Below are 22,231 nucleotides of genomic sequence, written 5' to 3'. Positions count from 1 at the left end.
AATGACTTTTTTTATCTTTTTTTAAAACTATTTTTTAACCCGCTATAATCTAACTCTTTATATCTGAAAGTTTTTTCACTTTTTGTAGTTGGTGGTTAGCTTTTGGCAGTTGAGTATTGAGTATTGGGTATCGGGTAAAAGTACTTTTATTTTATAGTATAAAAATAAACTACTTAAAAGTTACCAACTAATTGATTATTGAAAACTACTACTTTATTTATAACTAACGACTATTAGACTAACGACTGATAACCCGCGTTAGGGATTGAAGCGGCATCCTTTTACTTAGGCTGCCTTTAGCAGACTAAGCAAAAGATACAGCGGAAAGCCCGACACTTTATTATGGTATAGCGCAGCGGAAACAAACAATAAAGTGAAACGCCCATACCAACAAATCATATTATTTGAAATACATTATATATATTGTATGAAAAATGTTTTGACAATATTTTATTTAGAACAGTGTTGTTTGATTCGTTTGGTATTTATCAAATTTGGTATAATCTAGTGGAGGGAGTGATTGGTTTTTTAAATATAGTTTTCTTGCTAGCTTGAACTGTGTATTTATTTGCTCTGCTATTTTTCCTTCTCCTCTCATTCTACTTCCATAACGTGAATCATTCAACGAGCCTTTATGTGTGTCTTCTATTTGGTGCAGTATTTTGTTTGCTCTATCGGGATACGTTTTTCTTACCCAATTGGTGAAAATTTCTCCTATCGCTCCATTCAAACGTACTATTGTATATGCAACTGATGTTGCTCCTAATTCGCTTACTTTTTTTACTAATGGTAATATTTCATGACTGTTAATTGAAGGTATAATTGGTGCCATCATAACATTTACTGGAATATTATTTTCTACTAACACCTTAACTGTTTCTAATCTTTTTTTAATTGTTGCTGTTCTTGGCTCGACCGCTCTTCTTGTTTCTTCTGATAACGATGTGATGGATATACTCACTCTCACTAGGTTCATCGCTGCCATTTCTTTTAAAATATCTAAGTCACGAAGTATTAGCGCATTTTTTGTTATCATGCTTACGGGATGCTTTAACTTTAATAGTACTTGTAGCATTTTTCGGGTAATTTCAAGTTTCTTTTCTATCGGTTGATAACAGTCTGTATTCCCTGAAAACATAATATTTTGTGGTTGCCAATTACGGCTTCGTAATTTTTTCTCTAACAATTCTGGCGCATTGGCTTTGTACAGTATTTTTCGTTCAAAGTCTAATCCAGCTGAATACCCCCAATATTCGTGCGAGTTACGTGCATAACAATAGATACAGCCGTGTTCGCAACCTTGATATGGATTCATTGAGTAAGAAAATCCAATATCTGGACTGGTTACTTTATTTAAAATTGTTTTAGGATAAATTTCTAAATAGGTTGTTTTATTATTGTCTGCTGATTCATTTTCTACTTCGCAATAGTTCAAGAAGTCATCCAACACCTGGTGTTGATGTTGTATAAATTTATTGTGTGTGTTGTGTTGTGCACCACGTCCTTTAATGTAGTCCATAATCATTTCTAAATAAAATATTATAAAATTGTCTTTAGAATGACTTTATCGAGAACAGGTTTGTATAAACTTCTCGATACAATTTCGATAGAGTAACGAAATCATCCGAAGTGACTTTGTAAAATTACAAAAAATAACACAAAAGTTTTAACCTTAATCTTACTTATTAAAAAACTTACGGTTTTACGAGTATTTTCTTTACTGCTATTTGCTGTCCATCTTTTAGTATACGCACAAACAATAAACCTGTTTTAAAATTTGGTATAGGAATGGTTTGTCTTATTTTTTGAATTGTATTGGTGTAGATTATTCTTCCTGTAACATCTACAATTTCTATATCTAAGTTGTTTCCTCTTGAATACACAAACATTCCTTCGGAAGCTATTACAGGGTTTGGATAGATTTTTAGGGTATTATTAAAAGGGAACTCTATTTTTACACTATCGGTATAAATTTTTGTTCCATCATCAAGAATAATTGTAGCTCTGTATTCATTTTCTCCTCCTAAAACCTTATCATCTTCCGTTTGAAGCTCCTGCAAACTGGGATTTACAAATGTTTGAATTACTTCTGTTTCTCCATTACGTGTGTTTTCAAAGACCACTGAAGCTACATTGGTCAAAGTACTTAAACTCAATCGAACATCTACTACATTTTCATTTTTTACAAAGGCTAAAAAATTCTTGTAATAACAGTTGACCCCTTGTGAATTGTAGTTTATTGTTTGTCCTTTAACTCCTACTCCTCCATTAAAAACTGGTGTTACTGACACATAAGGTGTTTTAAACGTACTTTTTGGAATTACAATATTCGTTTCGTTTACTATTGAATTTGTATACATATAAGTATCATCTAGCAGTTGCACATTATATGTGGTTGCATTTGGAACCGGTTCCCAACTAAATTGAATATTTTCATCACAGTTAAAATCAACCGCAGGTGTAACAACCTTAGAGATGGCAAATTCTTCAGAAGTATAATATACTCCATTTACCAAAGCCCTTAGTTGGGCTACTCCATTACCGTCAGGAGTATACCAACGTAAAAATGGTTTTGTTATATTTGTAGCGTTTGTTATTTCTGTCCAACTTCCATTGTTAATAGCATACTCTATTTTACTTACAGGAAAGTCTAAATTATTAGTCCATCGTACGTATTGATCTGTTTCTGTTGGTAATTTATCTTCTTTATTAGGATACTTCCATGTAAAGGTATCTTTGGACTTATAAAAATAAGCGATGGAAAATGTTTGCGTCGCAGTTGCTAATGAATTTGCTTTTACTTTAATACTATATGTGCCTGTCGTAGGATTTTCAATTGTAATTAACTCTACATTATTTAAGTGATCTTCTCCTTGTGTAGCTTCTTTTTCTAATGAACTTTGAGAGGGTGACACATCCAATACCCAAGGCAACCACGAATTTACACTGTTACTTATTTCTAAATCTAAATCGTTTACCAATGCCTTATCTTCATTAACATTTGCAGGAACATCATTCCAAACCAACGCCACTCGTATTTCTTTTGCTGTCGTATTGATAGGAATTGAATATTCTTTTATTTCATTCCCTGAGACTTCATCATTAATATATCTTCCGTTTTCTAAAATGCTCATGCTTTGAAAACCGTTTACATTACCGTAACCACTTTTAAAGTCAATTCCTTTTGGACCGACATCATCAGCTCCTGCAATTAATAGGGATTTTAATAATGCCGAAGATGGAAAATTGTTTGTTTTCTCTTTATATTTATGCTGTAGTAACGTTGCCAAACCAGAGACTATCGCGGCTGCATCTGATGTTCCATCTGGACCGTGCGCTACCAATTCTGGTTTTACCCTACCGTCATAAGCAGGCCCTTTTGAACTTCTCGTATTTACTACTAGTTCTTTATTCACTCCTCCAACCACTAAAACGTTTTTAGCCATTTTATAATTACCCGTCATATTGGCATATCCCGTTATTCCTTGATAAGCTCCCTCGTTAGCTGTTGCTTCTCCTGTATTACCTGAAGAAAATACATGAAGCAATTCAGGAACGTCAATTGTGCTTTGATCATATGCATTCGCTTCAGCTCCATAAAAATTTTCTATTTCTGTTCCGTAAGAATGGTTTTGAACATATATATGATTATCAACATAGTAAGTGTCATTATCAGGTAATAGCGTACTAAAGTCTGAAGATGACAAATAACTATGATGAGCAACTCCTTTGGAGTTGTACGTACTATTTCCTGCTCCTCCTATTATGGTAGCCATTGAGGTTGCATGACTGGAAACATCTTCTGCTTCCTTTCCGTATAGTTTTACTCTGTTTCTTAGATCAATATCTTCAACATCAAATAACAATTCTTTTACAGAAACAATCATTCCTTCTCCATTGATCATTTTGAAATCATTTTGAAGTTTATATATCTCGTTGACACTGAAATCTACTTTTTCAATCGGTATTTTTTCTGGGTGAGGAGCTATTTGAATATCTATATAAACTACCTGATACATAGAGGTTAATTTACTTATCTCAGTTGAAGATACGTTTAGAGTTAGAATATTTTTATATTGATGCTGTACTTCAATATTTATATTTTTTTCTTTTGCTTCATCTAAGAATCGTTTTGAATTGATTGTTTTAACAACAACCTTTACCTCTTTATTCTTTTTCTTTGACAACCGAGAGACTCTATACGATTGTTTCCAACTATTATTTATATCAAATAACTTTCCTTTAAAAGAATACGGACTTTCTTTTCTGGTTATTATCAAAAAGTTCTCGTCTAATTTTCGTACCACACGCACTTCTTTCTCATTGAAAATCAGCTCTTTTTTATGAATTAAATAATATTTTTTTTTCAACTCTTTTTCCTGATTTTTTTGAGGTTCTATTTTTTTAATATAATCAGGAAAATCAACTTGTGAGTACATTTTAAACGTTACAAATATTCCGAAAACAAAAAGAAAAAACAGCCTCATAAAAATATATTATTAACGCAAATAAAACACTTTTTTTGCATATTCCATTATAAAAACATACATTCGTTGAAATTTTTTAATAAAAATCCTTTCAAAAAAATGAAAAATTTAAATTCACAACTATTAAGCCTTTTGGCTTTTGCAGTTATTTTATTTACTGCATGTAACTCTTCAGAAGAGACTATTCCAAACAACGAAACTAACGAAATTACGCCCGAAATAGTTTCAAAACTACAAGCTGCTTATTTCGAAACTTCTTCAGCCAAAGTAACGACCTTTATGGGAGAAAAAGGAATTGCTGTAGAAGACATGTTCTTTACTTTTGCTCAAATTGATGAGTTGGGTGAAGGAGCGAACATTCCAAACACTGAACATTACCGAACTACGAACTTGGTAACAGGGTTACCTAGAGTCATTACAGTAAGTGTTTCTCCTGATTTAGGAACTTTAGGTTCTGATGCTTTAGACAAAACAATTGTTATGTTAAACAATTTAGGTTCTCAGTTAACTTACCAAAGAGTTTCTTATGGTGGTAAGGGTAAATCTAAAGCTGATATTGAAGTTAATGAGTTTTACGAATTAGAAAGTGGTGGGTTTATCACTTTAGGTAGAGCTGCTGGTTTCCCAACTAGAAGAGGAGATCCTGCTAAAGGTTTTGGTATTAACAGTAGATGGTTTGAATTATCTATCGCACCTACTTCTAGCGAACTTGCTGGAACTATGGCTCATGAAATTGGACACTGTATTGGTTTCCGTCATACAGATTATCAAACACGTGAAAGCTGTGGACAAAATGTTAATGAAGGAAGCGCTGGTGTAGGAGCTATTCATATTGCGGGTACTCCAACTGGATCTGACAATACTTCTATTATGCAATCTTGTGGGCCTGCTACTACATTTAACAATAACGATAAAAATGCAATGTTAACTCTTTACTAGAAAGAATCGTATTTTTAAGATATTTAAAAGCCCAGATACATGTATCTGGGCTTTTTATTTTTTTAAACTTTTCTAGTTTTATTCATCAACCAAAAATCTGCGAGCACTAAAGCTGTTAATGCTTCAACAATAGGCACAGCTCTCGGCACTACACAAGGATCGTGTCTTCCTTTTCCGTGAATCTCGGTAGCTTCTCCTTTTGAGTTTGTCGTAGCTTGGTTTTGCATTATTGTAGCTACTGGTTTAAATGCTACTCTAAAGTAAATATCCATTCCGTTAGAAATTCCTCCTTGAATACCTCCTGACAAATTAGTTTGTGTCGTTCCATCTGGATTAAAAATATCGTTGTGTTCTGATCCTTGCATTTTTGCGCCACAAAAACCACTTCCAAACTCAAAACCTTTTACTGCATTAATAGAAAGCATTGCTTTTCCTAATTCTGCATGTAACTTATGAAAAATAGGTTCTCCTAACCCTACAGGTACATTTTGAGCTACGCAGGTTATTGTTCCTCCGATAGTATCACCTGCTTTACGTATTTCATGAATCTTATCAATCATCTTTTCTGCTGATGCTTCATCAGGACAACGGACAATGTTACTTTCAATTTTAGAAAAATCTAAATCTTGATATGGCTTTACCATAAAAACGTCTCCTACAGATGACGTAAATGCATTTATGTTAATGTGATTGATTAATTGCTTTGCCAGCGCTCCTGCTACAACCCAATTAGCGGTTTCTCTTGCAGATGTTCTTCCACCACCTCTATGATCTCTTATTCCGTATTTTTTGTCATACGTATAATCGGCATGTGAAGGACGGTATACATCTGTATTATGGTTGTAGTCTTTACTTTTTTGATTAGTATTCTTTATTATAAAGCCTATTGAGGCTCCTGTAGTCACCCCTTCAAAAATACCCGACAAAAACTCTACCGTATCTGGTTCTTTACGTTGTGTTACTATTTTAGATTGTCCCGGCTTACGTCGATCTAATTCTTGTTGAATAGCGTCAAAATCGACTTTCACTCCCGCAGGGAATCCATCAATTACCCCTCCAATTGCTACTCCATGAGACTCACCAAACGTAGTTAGCTTTAAAATATTTCCGAATGAATTAAACATACCTTGTTCTTTAGTAGGACGAAGGTAGAATTTATTTACTAAAAACGATAATTTTCATTCTTATAATTATGGGCTAATCCGTTATTATACCCCGTTATGAATTCTATTTATTTTTAATTTTTATTTTTTTTGATTTTTATTTTACCCCAAACTTATTGATTGCAAAAGCGTTACGCTTCACAACACTTTTAAAGCATCAATTTTATTAAAAAAAGTAGTGAAAAACTTTTTTTGAATTGAAAAAAGGTCATATATTTGCACCCGCAATCAGGAAATACCTGATGAGGCACTCAGGAGAAATGGCAGAGTGGTCGAATGCGGCGGTCTTGAAAACCGTTGTCTGTAACAGGACCGGGGGTTCGAATCCCTCTTTCTCCGCAAGTCCGAAGCGAAAGCTTCGGATTTTTTTTTAGGGGATTAAAGAAAAAAAGCTTACAATTTTGTAAGCTTTTTTTTATTGATTAAATGACAATACCGTTTCCTCTCTTTCGTCACTATTCTTTTCCCAAGCCAATTTTCTTTTCTAAAGCTAAGTATCCAAAATAAAATAGGGTTCCTAAAATAACTCCTGAAACATACCCCGTAGTTACATCAACAGGAAAATGTACTCCTAAATACAGCCTACTATACCCAAAAATTAAAGGGAATAAAATCATCAAGTAAATTAGCTTAAAGTGCTTTCTCAACAACCAAATCATAAAAGTAGTTATTGTAGTAGATAACGAAGCGTGACCAGACCAAAAGCTATATCCTCTAGGCTTGTATGTAAAATTCCTTAAATACTCTTTTAAACCTTCTGTATTGCAAGGTCTGATTCTTTCTGTTGTGTTTTTAATCAAATTTGTGAATTGGTCAGAAAAAGCAACAATAATTGCTATAAATAATACCGTAAACAATCCTTTTTTCCACCCAAACTGTTTAAATACTAAAAATAGCACGAAAACAAACAGCGGTGTCCAAGTAAATTGATTGGTTATTGTTAACCAAAAACCATCCCATTGTTCACTACCTAAATTGTTAAGATAAATTAAAAGCGCTTTATCTTTTTCTATAATACTTTCTATCAAAACTACTTTCCTACTTTTAAAACTTCTATTTCAAAAATTAAATCTGACTTTGGAGGTATTGGACCTATTCTACGATCACCATACCCTAAATAAGAAGGGATAAACAATCTAACCTTATCTCCTTCTCTCATTGTCTTTACTCCTTCTTTCCACCCTGCTATTAATGGAAAATTCTCATCATCAACTGTAAAAACAAAAGCCTCTCCTTTGTCTAAACTAGAATCTATTTTTCTTCCGTCTGCCAAATACAATGTGTAGTGTGCTGTTGTTGGTAGTGCTGGATTTACTTTTTTTCCATCTCCTTCTTGTAAGGATAAAATTTTCAATCCAGAATCAGTGGTAATGGCTTTATGAATTCCTTGTTCTTCTTGATACTTTTGTTTTAACTCTTCTAGTTTCTTCTTTCGTTCTGCTTCTTTCTCTTCAACGTTTGCTAGTTCTTGTTCAAAGACTACTGGTGCATTAAATTTAGCCGCACCCTCTCCTATTCTTAAAATTTCGATATGCTTTATATAGTCATTTTTCTGAATAGTATCCACTATAGCTTGACCTTGTAAAACACGACCAAAAACAGAATGTCCTCCATCTAACCAAGGTGTAGCTTTATGTGTTATAAAAAACTGACTCGAATTTGTAACAGGTCTTGAGTAATTTGCCATAGACAACATTCCTGGTTCGTCGTGTTTATACAATAACTTACCTTCTTCATCCATAGGAAATTCATCTGCAAAGGTATACCCTGCATCTCCAGAACCTGTTCCTGTTTTATCGCCTCCTTGTATCATAAAGTCTTTAATAACTCTATGAAATTTTGTCCCATCATAAAATGGTATTCCTTTTAATGAATCGGTCATTTTGGGATGTGTTCCCTCACTTAATGCAACAAAATTTGCTACTGTCATTGGAACTTTATCGTAAAAAAACTTCACTAAAATATCGCCTCGATTGGTTTGGATGTCTGCATACAATCCGTTTTCTAAACTAGGGTATTTCGCTGATTTGCAAGATACAAGTACTACTAGTGTTACAAGTACTATTTTAACTAATTTCATTTATTTTAATTTAAGTTCTCCTATAAACAATTAATTAGGTTAACAACAAGTGCTAACCTAATTAATTATCAACTATTTAAGTTTTATTTATTTTACTTCTAATAACTCTACTTCAAAAACTAACGCTGAGAAAGGCTTGATATGCTGTCCTCTTTGTTGTGCTCCGTAAGCTAATTCTTGAGGGATAAAGAACTTGTATTTAGCTCCAGGCTTCATTAACTGTAAACCTTCTGTCCATCCTTTAATTACCTGACCTACTCCAAATTCAGTTGGCTCTCCTCTTTCTACCGAGCTATCAAACACTGTTCCGTCTATTAAAGTACCGTGGTAATGAACCTTAACTCTAGAATTTGCGGTAGGCGCCTCTCCTTCTCCTTCTTTTAAAACAAGATACTGTAAACCACTTTCAGTAGTTTTCACTCCTTCCTTTGCCTTATTAGCAGCTAAAAACTCTTCTCCAGCCTTTTTGTTATCTCCAAATTCAGCTTCTGCTTTTTTAGCTTGCTCTTCTTGCATTTCTTTCATTTTTTCTTGTTGTTTTTTCTGAAAAAATGCTCTTAAAATATTGTTTATATCTTTCGACTCAACTAATAAATTTGTAGAGTCCATTCCGTTTTTAAATCCTTGTACAAATAAATCTTGATCCATTTCATCAAAATTCATTTTGATTTTATTAGCCATATCTAAACCTAAAGTGTAGCTTACAGAGTCTACTTCTGTTGCTAATGAACTTTTTTGTTTAAACTGACCGTTACTGCATGAAACAATTGATAAACCTACAACTGTAGCTGCTAAAATGTTGGTTAATTTCATTCTTCTTTTTTTGATTTTATATCGATTAATGTTACTGTACTTTGTATTGGCTGATTTACAGCTATTTTATTTCCATCACCTGTAACTCCAAAAGCTCTGTAAGATGGAATGACAAATGTAATGGTTTCTCCTTTTTTCATCAACTTTATTCCATCTTGCAATGCAGGAATAAAATCTTCCTTATCTACCTTATAACTTCTCTCCTTTTTTTCATAAAGAACCATTCCATGAAGGTCGGTTACATCGTATGATAACATGACCAAATCTTCAACTTGAGGAGTGTAAGAGTTTAAGGTATCCTTTGTTATATAAGCATACCAAAAACCATTAGGTGAACTTTTATACTCTTTAATAGTATCTTTAGCCACCCATTGTTCCAAGCGTTTTTTCTCTAAAGCATTTAGCTTCTTATTTTCTTTAAGAACTTCTTTATAAAAATTGGTCGTACCTTGTTGCTTGGGTCTTCTTGCCTGAGGTTCTTTACAAGAAATCACAACTAAGGTGACAAGAACAAAAAGTATTGTTTTATGCTTCATACGAATTTTCTAACTCTTGTTGGTATGTAGGTAATAACGACTTAAATCTCTCTATCGTATTTTCCATGCTATCATCACTTCTTCCTCCTGCTGCATTATCATGTCCTCCTCCATTAAAATAATTCCGTGCAAACTGATTTACAGAAAACTTCCCTTTGGAACGGAAAGATATTTTTACCATTCCTTGCTCTTCATCTTCTATAAAGATGGCTGCAAATACAATTCCTTTCAAAGATAACGCATAATTAACCACTCCTTCAGTATCTCCTTTTTCGTAGTGAAATTTCTTTTTCTCTTCTTCTGTTAAGGTAATGAAAGCGGTTTTGTATTCAGGTAAAACTTTCATGTTACTCAATGCTTGCCCTAATAACAGCAGTCTATTGTATGAATTTGCATCATGAACATTGCTGTGAATCCTATCGTTTTCAGCTCCTTTATCTATTAAGTCTGCAATGATTCTATGGGTAGTACTGGTTGTTGATCTAAATCGGAACGAACCTGTATCGGTCATAATCCCTGTATATAAGCAAGTTGCTATATTTTTATCTATCAACGCAACATCTCCCATCATTTCAATAAAGTTATATACCATTTGACATGTTGAAGACATGGTTGTATCTGAATACATATACATAAAATCATCTGGTTGTTGATGATGATCTATCAACGCAAAATCGTGTTCATAATGCTCTAATGTATTTTGCATATCACCCCCCACTCTGTGCAACGCGTTAAAGTCTAATAAAAAAACGAGGTTCGATTTTCTCAAAGCTTTGACTGATTGAGTATTTTGACGGTCAAAACGTTTTACGGTTTCGGATCCCGGAATCCAATGTAAAAAATCAGGATACTCATTTGGCATCAACACCTGAGTCGTATGTCCTTTTTTATCTAAATAATGTTTCAATCCTAATGTTGAACCTATTGCATCTCCATCTGGGTTTCTATGCCCAATGATTACAACATTTCTAGGTTCTGACAAGAATTCTTGCAGTTCTGTAAAGTGTTTTAAAATCATAAAAGGCGAATATACAAATTAATGCTATATTAACCTTTTTATGAGTTTCTTTTTGTTTCTTCGTTTCAAAATTAAAACTTAATGAAATCTACTAAATTTACAGCCTTTTTAATCTTTTTTCTAAGCATATCTTTTGTTTCTTTTAGTCAAGAAACATTTACCATTGCTTTTGGGTCTTGTAACAACCAAAGACTTAACAATCCATTTTGGGAAGACCTTCTATCACTACAACCAGACGTATGGGTATGGGGTGGAGATAATATTTATGCCGATACGAATAACATGCGTAAAATGAAACGCATGTATAATACACAAAAAAAAGTAACAGCTTATAAAGAACTAACGACTAAGATTCCTGTGCTTGCTACATGGGATGATCATGATTATGGCAAAAATGATGCAGGAGTCGAGTTTGAAATGAAAGATCAAAGTCAACAATTATTTTTAGACTTTTTAGATATACCAAAAGATTCTCCTAGGAGAAAACAAAAAGGAGTTTATCACACTCAAACTTTTCACACAAAAGATGGTAGTGTTAAGATTATTGTTTTAGATACTCGCTATTTTAGAACCTCGCTTACCAAGGGTACAAACGGACAACGTTTTCAACCAAACCCCTATAACGAAGGTACTATTTTAGGCAAAACTCAATGGGAGTGGCTTACCGACGAATTAACAAACTCTACAGCAACCTTTACTGTAATAGTTAGCAGCATTCAAATACTACCTAAAGAGCACGGATTTGAAAAATGGGCTAACTTTCCACACGAAGTGGATAAATTGTTCGGTTTGATTCAAAAATCAACCAACACCAATGTTATTCTTCTTTCTGGAGATAGACATATTTCTGAGTTTTCTAAAATAACCCTTGAAGGACTTGCTTACCCTATTATTGATTTTACATCAAGTGGATTAACACACGCTTATTCTTCATTTACCTCAGAAAAAAATGACGTAAGAATTGGTAATGTAGTAAACTCTTTAAGCTATGGAACGCTGCTACTGGATTTAAAAGCTAAAAAAGTTAGTTTTCAAATGCGTGGTAAAAACCATTCTATCTTACAAGAAATCAATCAAATATACCCTTAACTTGTTAATAACATTAAAAAGTGTATTTTTGCGCCGAATTTATGCGAGGTTTGCATAAATAACAACAATTAAGGAATTTATCATATACTGATATTTATTACATTTAATAATGGCAACAAATAGAACTTTTACAATGATTAAACCAGATGCTGTTGAAAACGGACATACTGGTGCAATTTTAGAAAAAATTAATGCTGCAGGTTTCAGAATCGTAGCTATGAAAAAAACACAAATGACTAAGCGTGATGCTGAGACTTTTTACGGAGTACACAGCGAGCGTCCTTTCTTTGGTGAATTAGTAGAGTTTATGACTCGCGGACCAATCATCGCTGCAATCTTAGAAAAAGACAACGCAGTTGAAGATTTTAGAACCTTAATTGGTGCTACAAACCCTGCTGAAGCTGCTGAAGGAACTATTCGTCAGTTATACGCTACTTCTATTGGAGAAAATGCAGTACACGGTTCTGATTCTGATGAAAACGCAGCTATCGAAGGTGCTTTCCACTTTTCTGGTAGAGAAATGTTCTAAGAAAGAAGCTTCTTAATAAGATCTATAAAAACTCGTTACTTAATTGTAACGAGTTTTTTGTTTTTACTATCGATGAGATACACTAAAAATTCATACTTCTATTTTGTTTCTTAAAAAAGCAAGGTGAACTGATCAATTACCCCACTTTCAAAAACCTAAAGAATTCGATAACCGTTTTCTTCTATATACTTTTGATAATGTATGAATTTTTCTTTAAAATTTGATTAAAAAATAGAGGGAAGTACTTTTTTAAATCCGCATTAACGACAGAAAAAGAGCTAGAAATAAATTGACGAAAAGAAGTATTGAAGATTGAGGAATTGATTAAAAATTAACCAACTCTTTTAAGGAAATCCCCAGAGCATTACAAATCTCTAATAGTGAATAGATTGTTGGATTGACCTCTCCTTTTTCCAACTTTTCAAGTGTTCGTCTATCTTTATTGCAAGCTTTAGCCAAATCGGATTGACTCCATCCCTTTTGACTTCTCAACGCTACAATACGTTGCCCTATTTTCTTTTTTAGTTGTTCGTTATCCACCAAACAAATTTCAATCAATGATACGACAATTTTGCTGTGTAAAAATACAACAAATTGATTTGAATCTTTTTAGCCACCATATAAACAACTACAATTGAAAGAGTTATGAATTACACAGCAAATCTCGTTATCGCAGCTGGACAACAACGATACTAGAATTTTATGTAAAATTGATTAAGGAAAGAGTTAACAATAATCGTAAATCAAGAAAAAAACACATCATATTACAAATAAAAACAACAGAGAGAGGTTTGATAAATCAGAAACAAATAGCCCACCGAAAAGTTCGGGTACAAATCTATTATTCCCCATGCTACTTAATTTAAAAGCTAAACCAACATTATTTTTTTCACCAATTCCTCGCCAATTTCCTCATTTATCATACGTATAATTTTCTCTTTCCCGTAACTTAATTCTTCTCGTAATACAGAGGAAGACAAACGTACAACTAGTGTTCCATTTTGTAGTTTTACCTCACTTGTGTAGGAAGCAACCCCTGCCCCCATTAATTTCTCCCAAGCCTCATCAATATGTATTTTTTGAAAACCTTTTTTCAGTTTGTTATTCTCTTGAATAAAACTCCCCATTAAATCTTTAATTGAAAAGCTATCGTTTTCTCTTTTGGCCATTTAATCTTACTTTTTGCCTTGCTAATTATAACTTAAAAACCTGATATTCTTGATTGCTCTTTTTTATCACCTCCTCTGTTCGATCGGCGTGCGTATCTGTGATAAAAATTTGCCCAAATTCATCGCTATTTACTAAATCAACAATCTGAGCCACCCGGTTTTCATCTAACTTATCAAAGATATCATCCAATAATAAAATTGGAGTAACGTTAGACTGCTTTTTAATAAATTCAAACTGCGCTAATTTTAATGCTATTAAATAGGATTTTTGTTGTCCTTGAGAACCAAATTTTTTGATTGGATGCTCCTCTATTTCAAAATTTAAATCGTCTTTATGAATCCCAACCGATGTATACTGTAGCATCCTATCTTTCTCTAAATTTTGTTGCAACAAAACTTCTAAAGACACCTCGTGTAACTGGCTTTTATAACGCAAATTTACTTCTTCATTGGCTCCAGAAATAATTTTATGCTTGGCATTAAAAATAGGTACAAACTCTTCTAAAAAAATTTTTCTTTTGTTATAGATAATCGTTCCGTACTCAATTAACTGCTCATCGTATACCTTTAAGTTTAGCGCATCAAATGTTCTATTGGCAGCAAAGTATTTTAACAATGCATTTCGCTGACTTATCGTTTTGGTATACGAAATTAACGCTTGTAAGTATTTTTTATCTTGTTGAGAGATGACTCCGTCAATAAATTTACGACGAGTTTCGCTTCCTTCAACAATTAAATCCCTATCTGCAGGAGAAATGATCACCAAGGGTAACTGCCCTATATGTTCAGAAAACTTTTCGTAAGCTTTCCCGTTGCGTTTCAATACTTTTTTCTGACCTCTTTTTAAGGAGCAGATAATTTTTTCTTGCCGATCATTTAACAAATAATCTCCTTCAACCATAAAAAAATCTTGACCGTGTCGGATATTTTGCCCAGCAATCGAATTGAAGTAACTTTTCGCAAATGACAGGTAATAAATTGCATCTAACACATTGGTTTTTCCAATACCATTATTTCCTACAAAGCAGTTAATTTTCTTTTGAAAATCAAAAGTTTGCGATTCAATATTTTTAAAATTTACCAAAGATAGTTTTTGCAAATACATGAATAAGCCCTGTTACTAAAAGAAAGCGCAAATTATCGAAAATTTACGAAAAAACGACTTTTAAAATCCAATTAAAAAAACTATTTTTGTCGCCACTAATTTTTTAAGCAATTATGGCTACATACAAGAAAAGAGGTTATAAACCTAAGAAAGAAAAGGTTACACAAGAGGTAGAAGAAACATTTGATGAATCTCAAAGTACTACAGCTGAAGTATTTAATACTTTAGATGATACCGCGAATAAATCAGAGGAGTGGATTGAAAAAAATAGCAAGCCATTATTTTACGGATTGGTAGCTGTTGCAGCTTTAATTTTAGTGTACTTAGCTTACAATAAATTTATTGCTGAACCAACACAACAAGAAGCTTCTAACGAATTAGCATACCCTCGTACTTTCTTCGAAAAAGCAAGTACTTCTGCTGGTGCTATTGCCGATTCTTTATATACTTTAGGTTTAGAAGGGGGCGATGGAAAGTATGGTTTTATTGATATTGCAGATCAATTCAGTGGTACAAAGGCAGGAAACTTAGCAAACTATTATGCTGGTATTTCTTACTTAAAGATGAAAAAGTATGAAGAAGCTATTGAGTATTTAGGAAATTTTAGGTCTGATGACGAGTTATTAGGGCCTACTGCTATTGGTGCAATTGGTGATGCTTTTGCTGATATTAACCAACCAGAAGATGCTTTAGATTACTACCAAAAAGCAGCTAATAAAAAAGACAATCAATTTACGACTCCTCTATTTTTATTCAAAGCAGCTCAAGTTGCAATGGACTTAAAAGAGTATGGTAAAGCTGAAAAACTTTATACAACCATTAAAGAAAAATACGCTGATTCTGATCAAGGAAGAGATATTGAAAAATATATCAACAGTGCAAAATACGCTCAATAATGGCAACAACAAATTTATCTTATTACGATAAAGCAACAATCCCAAATGCGAAACCTTTTCGATTTGGGATTGTTGTTTCAGAATGGAATCCTGAAATCACTAAAAACCTTCATAAAGGTGCTATTGAAACTTTACTAGATTGTGGAGCCACCGAGGAAAATATTGTTTCTTGGGATGTTCCTGGTAGTTTCGAATTAGTGTATGGATGCAAAAAAATGATCGAAACACAAAAATTGGACGCTATCATAGCCGTTGGGAATGTGATTCAGGGTGAAACCAAGCATTTCGATTTTGTATGTGAAGGAGTTACTCAAGGAATTGTAGATTTAAACATTCAATACGATGTTCCTGTAATTTTCTGTGTATTGACTGATAACACCAAACAACAATCTATTGATCGTTCTGGTGGTAAACTAGGAAATAAAGGAATTGAATGTGCCGTAGCGGCAATTAAAATGGCAGCAATTAAGAATCAAGAGCGCAGCTCAAACGCTGTAGGTTTTTAGACAACCCTTTTAGAGAAAACAGTATTCAAAGCGTCAAGATTCAATATAATCTTGACGCTTTTTAACTTTAATTTATACACATTTTTTGACCACCTGTCTATAATTCAGTAACTTTGGAATTCGTCTTATTTGGTGTGATTTTTGTTCCACTTAAGCTATTAAAGAAGCAATAATTTTATGGGATTTATCAAAAGAGAAAATAAAAAGTTCGATTACAAACCTCGTTATTACAAAGGGGAAGGTAACCCTTATCAAGTAAAACATAAGTTTGATGAGTACAGAACTACTGTTGGAAAAAGAAAGAGTTTAAAGGGAAAATTCAATGCTGCTTTTGACGAATTAAAAGAATCTGGTTACAAACTGAACAAAACCATCGTGATTATAGCGTTGCTTTTAACGCTTATTTTCTTGTTTATTATCGATTTTGACCTTACAATTTTTTCCCCTAAAAACAACTAAATGTCCGATATTATACAGCTACTACCCGACCATGTTGCGAATCAAATTGCTGCAGGAGAAGTTGTGCAACGCCCTGCTTCTGTAGTAAAAGAGCTAATTGAAAATTCTATTGATGCTGGTGCTACTTCGATTACCTTATTGTTAAAAGACGCCGGAAAAACATTAATTCAAGTAATTGATGATGGTAAAGGAATGAGCGCTACCGATGCCCGTTTAAGTTTTGCACGTCATGCCACTTCAAAAATTAAAGATGCACAAGACTTATTCAATCTAACCACCAAAGGTTTTCGTGGAGAAGCTTTAGCTTCTATTGCTGCCATTGCACATGTTGAATTAAAAACGAAGCAGGAAAATGCTGAGTTAGGAACACAGATAAAAATTGAAGGAAGTGAAATAACCTCTCAAGAAGTAGTGTCAACCGCGAAAGGAACTAGTATTGCTGTTAAAAACTTATTTTTTAACATTCCTGCGCGTCGTAACTTTTTAAAATCTGACACTGTTGAAACGCGTCATATAGTTGATGAATTTCAACGTGTAGCTTTGGCACATCCTACTATTTCTTTTTTATTACACCACAACAACAACGAGCTTTATCACTTAAAGAAAAGTAACTTACGCAAACGTATTGTAGCTATTTTTGGAACTAAAATGAACGAAAAATTGGTTCCTATTAATGAGCAAACAGATATTATTACTGTTAACGGTTTTGTTGCTAAACCTGAATTTGCAAAGAAAAAACGTGGTGAACAATTCTTTTTTGTAAATAACCGTTTTATAAAAAGTTCTTATTTAAACCATGCTGTAGTAAATGCTTTTGAGGGGTTATTAGAAAATGGTTCGCATCCTTCTTATTTCTTGTATTTAGAGGTTCCTCCTAATACAATTGATATCAACATTCACCCGACAAAAACGGAAATTAAGTTTGATAACGAAAAAGCATTGTATGCTATTTTACGTGCTACTGTAAAACACAGTTTGGGACAGTATAATGTAGCTCCTGTATTAGATTTTGACAGAGATGCTACCTTAGATACTCCTTACGATTATAGTAAAAAGAGTAATTCATCTGTTCCTCCAATAACTGTTGATCCTACATTTAATCCGTTTAAAACGGAAACTAATTATAAAGAGCCTTTGAGTACGAGTAGCTCTCCGAAAAGCAGTACAACACAGAGTTACCAATCTAACTTTAAAAAAGATGTTGGAAACTGGGAAGCTTTGTATAGCAATTCTGAAACTTTTGAACCTATTCAGCAAGAGCAGCTTTTTGAATCTGAACAAGAAACTGAAACAGGAAAAACCTTCCAAATTCAAAAAAAATACTTGTTGAGTTCTATAAAATCAGGTGTGGTATTAATTCATCAATCTTTAGCACATCAACGTGTTTTGTATGAAGAATTTTTAGAGAATATTACTGTTAAAGAAGCAAGCAGTCAGCAACTGCTGTTTCCTGTAAACATTTCTTTTTCTTCATCTGACATAGAAATGATATACAGTATAAAATCCGATTTAGAGAGTGCTGGTTTTATGTTTGATGAATTCACTAAAGAAAGTGTGGTTATTGCTGGAATTCCCACTTCAATAAGTGAAAGTCAAATCACTCTTATTTTAGAACAACTATTAGACGATATTAAACTCGAAGTCCCTGATACTAGCTTTAGCCACTTTGACGTGATGGCAAAATCATTTGCAAAGTCACTAGCCATAAAAACAGGAACTTCTTTAAATGCTAAAGAACAAGAAAATTTAGTAAACAATTTGTTTTCTTGCAAAGAACCTAACATTTCACCCTTTGGCAAACCTACATTTAAAACATTAGCTTTAAATGAAATAGATGCCATTTTTAATAAATAAAAGTACTATGCCTAGATTAACACAAGCCATAAAGCATTTGATAATTATTAACGTGATTATGTATTTTGCTCCACAGTTATTAAACATGGATTTAACTAATCTATTTGCTTTACATTATCCCAAAAATGAACATTTTGGAGCTTGGCAATATATTACGCACATGTTTATGCATGGTGGTCCTGCACATTTACTTTTTAACATGTACGGTTTGTGGGCTTTTGGTACTCCACTAGAGCAAATGTGGGGACGAAATAAATTTTTATTCTTCTATTTTTCCGCTGGTATTGGCGCAGGTTTAATTTACACGCTTGCCAATTACTATCAATTTAATGGAATATACGAACAGCTAATTGGAATGGGTGTTTCTCCTGCTGAAATTCAAAACATTTTAAGTTCTGGGCAGTATAACGATAGCTTAATAACTTTATCTAATAAAACTATGCGTGAGTTTTATAGCTTATATCATACCCCTGCCGTTGGTGCCTCTGGTGCTATTTATGGAGTTTTAGTTGCGTTTGGATTGACCTATCCTAATGCCAAACTAGCATTGATTTTCTTCCCTGTCCCTATCGCTGCTAAATACTTTATTCCTCTAATCATTTTAAGTGACTTGTTTTTTGGTATGACAAGCTATTCTATAGGTAACATTGCACATTTTGCGCATATTGGTGGAGCTATTATTGGTTTTATTATTGCTTGGTACTGGAAAAAAAATCAATTTAAATTTCATTAATTTAGTAGCTAAAAATTTTCATTCTTACTGAAGTTATACATCATGAATGTACTTGAAAACTTAAAATATAGATTTAAACATGCAGGAATTGTAGAACAATTAATTTATGTAAACTTAGCTGTTTTCTTACTTGTTTTTATAAGTAATACTTTTGGATTTCTTTTTCAATCAAAAACAAATTTTTTAGTAGAATGGCTTGCATTACCTGCCAACTTTGATGATTTTATCCTAAAACCGTGGACGATTATAACCTATGGTTTTTTACACACTAGTTTTTTACATATTTTACTCAATTTAATTGCTCTATTTTATATAGGGCATTTATTCCAACAATACTTTACTCCCAAGCAATTGCTTAGTTTTTATTTATTGGGAACACTGTTTGGAGGGATTATTTTTGTTGTGAGTTATAATTTTTTCCCTGCTTTACAAAACGTTGCTCATAATAGTGTTTTGCTGGGTGCTTCGGCAGGTATTTCTGCCATCTTTATTGGTATTGCTACCTATATCCCCAATTACGAATTAAAATTTCCCTTAATTGGTTTTGTAAAATTGTGGGTATTAGCTTGTATTTGGATTGCTCTTGATATTATTCAAATTCCAGCAGGGAATGCTGGTGGACATTTAGCACACCTTGGTGGTGCTTTATTTGGTTTTTTCTATGTTCGTAGCGCTAGTAACAAGGAGCTCGCTATTTTTAAATCGATAAACAACCTTTTTTCTAAAAAAGAAAGAAAACTGAAAACAGTTTATAAATCTGGTAATAAAACACCAAAACCTAACGTTGATAAATCTAGAAACCAAGAAGAAGTTGACGCTATATTAGATAAAATTAGTAAGTCTGGTTACGACACTTTAAGTAAAAGTGAAAAAGAGTTTTTATTTAAACAAGGAAAAAATTAGATGAAAAAGTTTTCGATAACTCATAAGTTTATATTCTTTATCAATTCAGTTTTTGCGGCTGTCTTATTGCTATCATATGCACTTCCATACATATCTCCACAAACGATTCCTTTCCTTGCTGTTTTTGGGTTGTTTGTTCCGTTTTTAGTTATCGTAAACATTGCTTTTTTTGTGTATTGGCTAATTAAAATGCATCGAAATGCTTTGTTATCATTACTTGTTTTGGCTATAGGGTGGTTTGCTTCTACTCCCTTGGTTAAATTCTCTAATAAGGAAGTCATTTTAAATGATGATTTAAAAATAATGAGTTACAACGTACATCTATTCAACCATTATAAACACGAAGATGATGTAACGACCGAGCAGAAGATTTACGAGTTCATCAATAATGAGAGTCCAGATGTTATTGCTGTACAGGAATTTTACAACTCTAAAATGTTAGACATTAAACTTCCTTATAAATACATCAAAACGAAAACGAAAACGAATAAATTTGGATTGGCTATTTACTCCAAACACCCAATCATAAATGCTGGTTCTCTCGATTTTAAACAGAGTGCTAACAATACGATTTTTGCTGATATTCTTGTAAAAAAAGACACTATTCGTGTGTATAATGTACATTTAGAATCATTAAAGCTAAATCCGAAAAAAGAAAATTTTGGAGAAAAAAGTTCTGAGCGTTTATTTAAACGTTTAGAAAATGGTTTTGTAAAACAAGTAAGTCAGGTTCAATTAATTCAACAACATGAGTACTCTTGGAAAGGCAAAAAAATTGTTTGTGGTGACTTTAACAACACTGCTTATTCTTGGGCTTATAAACAATTGGCTTCTGATAAAAAAGACGCTTTTATTGAATGTGGAATCGGTCTAGGTAAATCTTTTAGATACGTCTACCCTATGCGTATCGACTTTGTTTTAACGGATAAAGAAGCGACCATTAATCAGTTTAAAACCTACGGAGATCTTAAGCTTTCTGACCACTACCCTGTGATGGCTCGTTTGCATTGGTAATTTTACTTTAGCAAAAGTTTTTCACTGAATACAAGTTGTGCTTAAACCTAAAAAACAATTCTAAAACGAATTAGCCGTTTAGTTTTATGTTTTGAGTATGCTTCCATACATGCTTAAAAATCGAGCACTTATGCTAAAAAAGTGCTTCTTTTATAATTTTTCTAGTAACTTGCTAGTAAATTATTTGAACTTTAATCTTTACATGCAAGTGAGAGACCTTAAAACTACCGCATCTTTAAAGCTTCCTTTTCTTTTTGATATTGATAAGCTTTTGTATGACTACGCTTTCGTTGTAAACCAACATTGGATTCCTCACTTTAACACATCTGGATATGAAGGTGAGTGGAAAGCAATTCCTTTGTATACTAGCAATGGCGATGCTTCTAATATTTATGCCTTTCAAAACGATAACAATACGATTCAAGAAACCCCCATAATGAATGATTGTAATTATTTTAGAGAGGTCATTAACTCTTTTCAATCTCCTATTTTATCAGCTCGTTTGTTACGTTTAGGTGTTGGTGCAGAGATAAAACCTCATCGCGATTATCAACTAGGGTATGAAGATGGAAGCTTTCGTATACATATTCCAATTGTTACCAATAACCAAGTTCAATTTATTTTAAATGATGAGCAATTAAATATGTTGCCTGGTGAATGTTGGTATACGAATGTAAATTACCTACATTCTGTTGCTAATAAAGGAACTGAAGATCGTGTTCATTTGGTTATTGATGCTATAAGAAATGAATGGTCTGATGCATTATTTTATTCACTCGCTCCTAAAGAAAGTTTCCACCCCATACAGGAAGAAACTGATTCACCAGAAACAATTCGTTTGATTTTAAACGAGTTAAAACATCAAAATGAACCTGCTTCAAAACAGCTTATTCATGAAATGGAGCAGACACTTATAAAGCTTGCATCAAAATAACAGC

Annotated in this window: 22 protein-coding genes and 1 tRNA gene; 12 read left to right on the top strand and 11 right to left on the bottom strand. The window is 33.1% G+C overall.

All coding sequences use genetic code 11. The annotated features are described in order from the left end of the window. Positions 1-454: 454 nt before the first annotated feature. Positions 455-1,519 (bottom strand): PA0069 family radical SAM protein, encoded by a 1,065-nt coding sequence (locus V1T75_RS14025; protein WP_330489129.1) that lies wholly within the window; start codon positions 1,517-1,519, stop codon positions 455-457. Positions 1,520-1,694: 175 nt separating this feature from the next. Next, positions 1,695-4,439, bottom strand: a complete 2,745-nt coding sequence (locus V1T75_RS14020; protein WP_330489128.1) for a S8 family peptidase — start codon at positions 4,437-4,439, stop codon at positions 1,695-1,697. Positions 4,440-4,586: 147 nt separating this feature from the next. Here V1T75_RS14020 and V1T75_RS14015 point away from each other — a divergent pair, with 147 nt between their 5' ends. Next, on the top strand, positions 4,587-5,426 hold the full coding sequence (locus V1T75_RS14015; RefSeq protein WP_330489127.1) for a M57 family metalloprotease: 840 nt from the start codon (positions 4,587-4,589) through the stop codon (positions 5,424-5,426). A 62-nt stretch (positions 5,427-5,488) separates the two neighbouring features. Here V1T75_RS14015 and aroC read toward each other — a convergent pair whose 3' ends face one another. Continuing rightward, positions 5,489-6,550 (bottom strand): chorismate synthase, encoded by a 1,062-nt coding sequence (gene aroC / locus V1T75_RS14010; protein ID WP_330489126.1) that lies wholly within the window; start codon positions 6,548-6,550, stop codon positions 5,489-5,491. Between the two features lie 293 nt (positions 6,551-6,843). On the opposite strand from aroC, the gene V1T75_RS14005 reads away from it, so the two are divergent. Beyond that, positions 6,844-6,928, top strand: a tRNA-Ser gene (locus V1T75_RS14005). A gap of 116 nt (positions 6,929-7,044) precedes the next feature. Here the strand turns inward: V1T75_RS14005 and V1T75_RS14000 are convergent. From V1T75_RS14000 to V1T75_RS13980, 5 genes are all read right to left on the bottom strand, one after another. After that, positions 7,045-7,617 carry a phosphatase PAP2 family protein gene (locus tag V1T75_RS14000; protein ID WP_330489125.1) on the bottom strand — a complete coding sequence of 191 codons (573 nt, stop codon included), beginning with the start codon at positions 7,615-7,617 and terminating at the stop codon, positions 7,045-7,047. Between the two features lie 2 nt (positions 7,618-7,619). After that, positions 7,620-8,669 carry a peptidylprolyl isomerase gene (locus V1T75_RS13995; RefSeq protein WP_330489124.1) on the bottom strand — a complete coding sequence of 350 codons (1,050 nt, stop codon included), beginning with the start codon at positions 8,667-8,669 and terminating at the stop codon, positions 7,620-7,622. An 87-nt stretch (positions 8,670-8,756) separates the two neighbouring features. Beyond that, a complete protein-coding gene (locus tag V1T75_RS13990) occupies positions 8,757-9,482 on the bottom strand; it encodes an FKBP-type peptidyl-prolyl cis-trans isomerase (RefSeq protein ID WP_330489123.1) in 726 nt (241 codons plus the stop codon). Continuing rightward, positions 9,479-10,018: a gliding motility-associated peptidyl-prolyl isomerase GldI gene (gldI, locus tag V1T75_RS13985; protein ID WP_330489122.1), complete on the bottom strand. Its 540-nt coding sequence runs from the start codon at positions 10,016-10,018 to the stop codon at positions 9,479-9,481. Before gldI ends, V1T75_RS13990 begins: the two co-directional genes overlap by 4 nt. Next, a complete protein-coding gene (locus V1T75_RS13980; RefSeq protein WP_330489121.1) occupies positions 10,008-11,036 on the bottom strand; it encodes a DHH family phosphoesterase in 1,029 nt (342 codons plus the stop codon). Before V1T75_RS13980 ends, gldI begins: the two co-directional genes overlap by 11 nt. 81 nt (positions 11,037-11,117) lie before the next feature. Here V1T75_RS13980 and V1T75_RS13975 point away from each other — a divergent pair, with 81 nt between their 5' ends. Both V1T75_RS13975 and V1T75_RS13970 read left to right on the top strand, forming a co-directional pair. Next, positions 11,118-12,125, top strand: coding sequence for an alkaline phosphatase D family protein (locus V1T75_RS13975; protein WP_330489120.1), 1,008 nt, complete (start codon positions 11,118-11,120; stop codon positions 12,123-12,125). A 109-nt stretch (positions 12,126-12,234) separates the two neighbouring features. Then, complete coding sequence (locus V1T75_RS13970) at positions 12,235-12,654, top strand: nucleoside-diphosphate kinase (protein WP_028892988.1); 420 nt, start codon at positions 12,235-12,237, stop codon at positions 12,652-12,654. A gap of 324 nt (positions 12,655-12,978) precedes the next feature. Here V1T75_RS13970 and V1T75_RS13965 read toward each other — a convergent pair whose 3' ends face one another. From V1T75_RS13965 to recF, 3 genes are all read right to left on the bottom strand, one after another. Next, complete coding sequence (locus V1T75_RS13965; RefSeq protein WP_330489119.1) at positions 12,979-13,212, bottom strand: helix-turn-helix domain-containing protein; 234 nt, start codon at positions 13,210-13,212, stop codon at positions 12,979-12,981. A 311-nt stretch (positions 13,213-13,523) separates the two neighbouring features. After that, entirely contained in the window at positions 13,524-13,823 is a 300-nt protein-coding gene (locus tag V1T75_RS13960; protein WP_330489118.1) for a DUF721 domain-containing protein, read from the bottom strand. 25 nt (positions 13,824-13,848) lie between these two features. Next, positions 13,849-14,928, bottom strand: a complete 1,080-nt coding sequence (recF, locus tag V1T75_RS13955) for a DNA replication/repair protein RecF (RefSeq protein ID WP_330489117.1) — start codon at positions 14,926-14,928, stop codon at positions 13,849-13,851. 113 nt (positions 14,929-15,041) lie between these two features. Between recF and V1T75_RS13950 the strand changes: the two genes are divergently transcribed. The 8 genes from V1T75_RS13950 to V1T75_RS13915 all read left to right on the top strand — a co-directional run bounded on the left by V1T75_RS13950 (position 15,042) and on the right by V1T75_RS13915 (position 22,227). Beyond that, entirely contained in the window at positions 15,042-15,824 is a 783-nt protein-coding gene (locus V1T75_RS13950; protein WP_330489116.1) for a tetratricopeptide repeat protein, read from the top strand. Further along, positions 15,824-16,330 (top strand): 6,7-dimethyl-8-ribityllumazine synthase, encoded by a 507-nt coding sequence (gene ribH, locus V1T75_RS13945; RefSeq protein WP_330489115.1) that lies wholly within the window; start codon positions 15,824-15,826, stop codon positions 16,328-16,330. Before V1T75_RS13950 ends, ribH begins: the two co-directional genes overlap by 1 nt. Before the next feature lie 177 nt (positions 16,331-16,507). Further along, positions 16,508-16,789 (top strand): riboflavin synthase subunit beta, encoded by a 282-nt coding sequence (locus tag V1T75_RS13940; RefSeq protein WP_330489114.1) that lies wholly within the window; start codon positions 16,508-16,510, stop codon positions 16,787-16,789. Continuing rightward, positions 16,790-18,643, top strand: a complete 1,854-nt coding sequence (gene mutL, locus V1T75_RS13935; protein ID WP_330489113.1) for a DNA mismatch repair endonuclease MutL — start codon at positions 16,790-16,792, stop codon at positions 18,641-18,643. A gap of 7 nt (positions 18,644-18,650) precedes the next feature. Further along, on the top strand, positions 18,651-19,376 hold the full coding sequence (locus V1T75_RS13930) for a rhomboid family intramembrane serine protease (RefSeq protein ID WP_330489112.1): 726 nt from the start codon (positions 18,651-18,653) through the stop codon (positions 19,374-19,376). Positions 19,377-19,418: 42 nt separating this feature from the next. Then, on the top strand, positions 19,419-20,279 hold the full coding sequence (locus tag V1T75_RS13925) for a rhomboid family intramembrane serine protease (protein WP_330489111.1): 861 nt from the start codon (positions 19,419-19,421) through the stop codon (positions 20,277-20,279). Further along, positions 20,280-21,293: an endonuclease/exonuclease/phosphatase family protein gene (locus tag V1T75_RS13920; RefSeq protein ID WP_330489110.1), complete on the top strand. Its 1,014-nt coding sequence runs from the start codon at positions 20,280-20,282 to the stop codon at positions 21,291-21,293. A gap of 208 nt (positions 21,294-21,501) precedes the next feature. After that, positions 21,502-22,227 (top strand): aspartyl/asparaginyl beta-hydroxylase domain-containing protein, encoded by a 726-nt coding sequence (locus V1T75_RS13915; RefSeq protein ID WP_330489109.1) that lies wholly within the window; start codon positions 21,502-21,504, stop codon positions 22,225-22,227. The last annotated feature ends 4 nt before the right edge of the window (positions 22,228-22,231 follow it).

This window comes from Tenacibaculum sp. FZY0031, assembly GCF_036350695.1.
In the GTDB taxonomy this organism is placed as follows: Bacteria; Bacteroidota; Bacteroidia; order Flavobacteriales; family Flavobacteriaceae; genus Polaribacter.
This window is presented reverse-complemented; position numbering and strand designations above follow the sequence as displayed.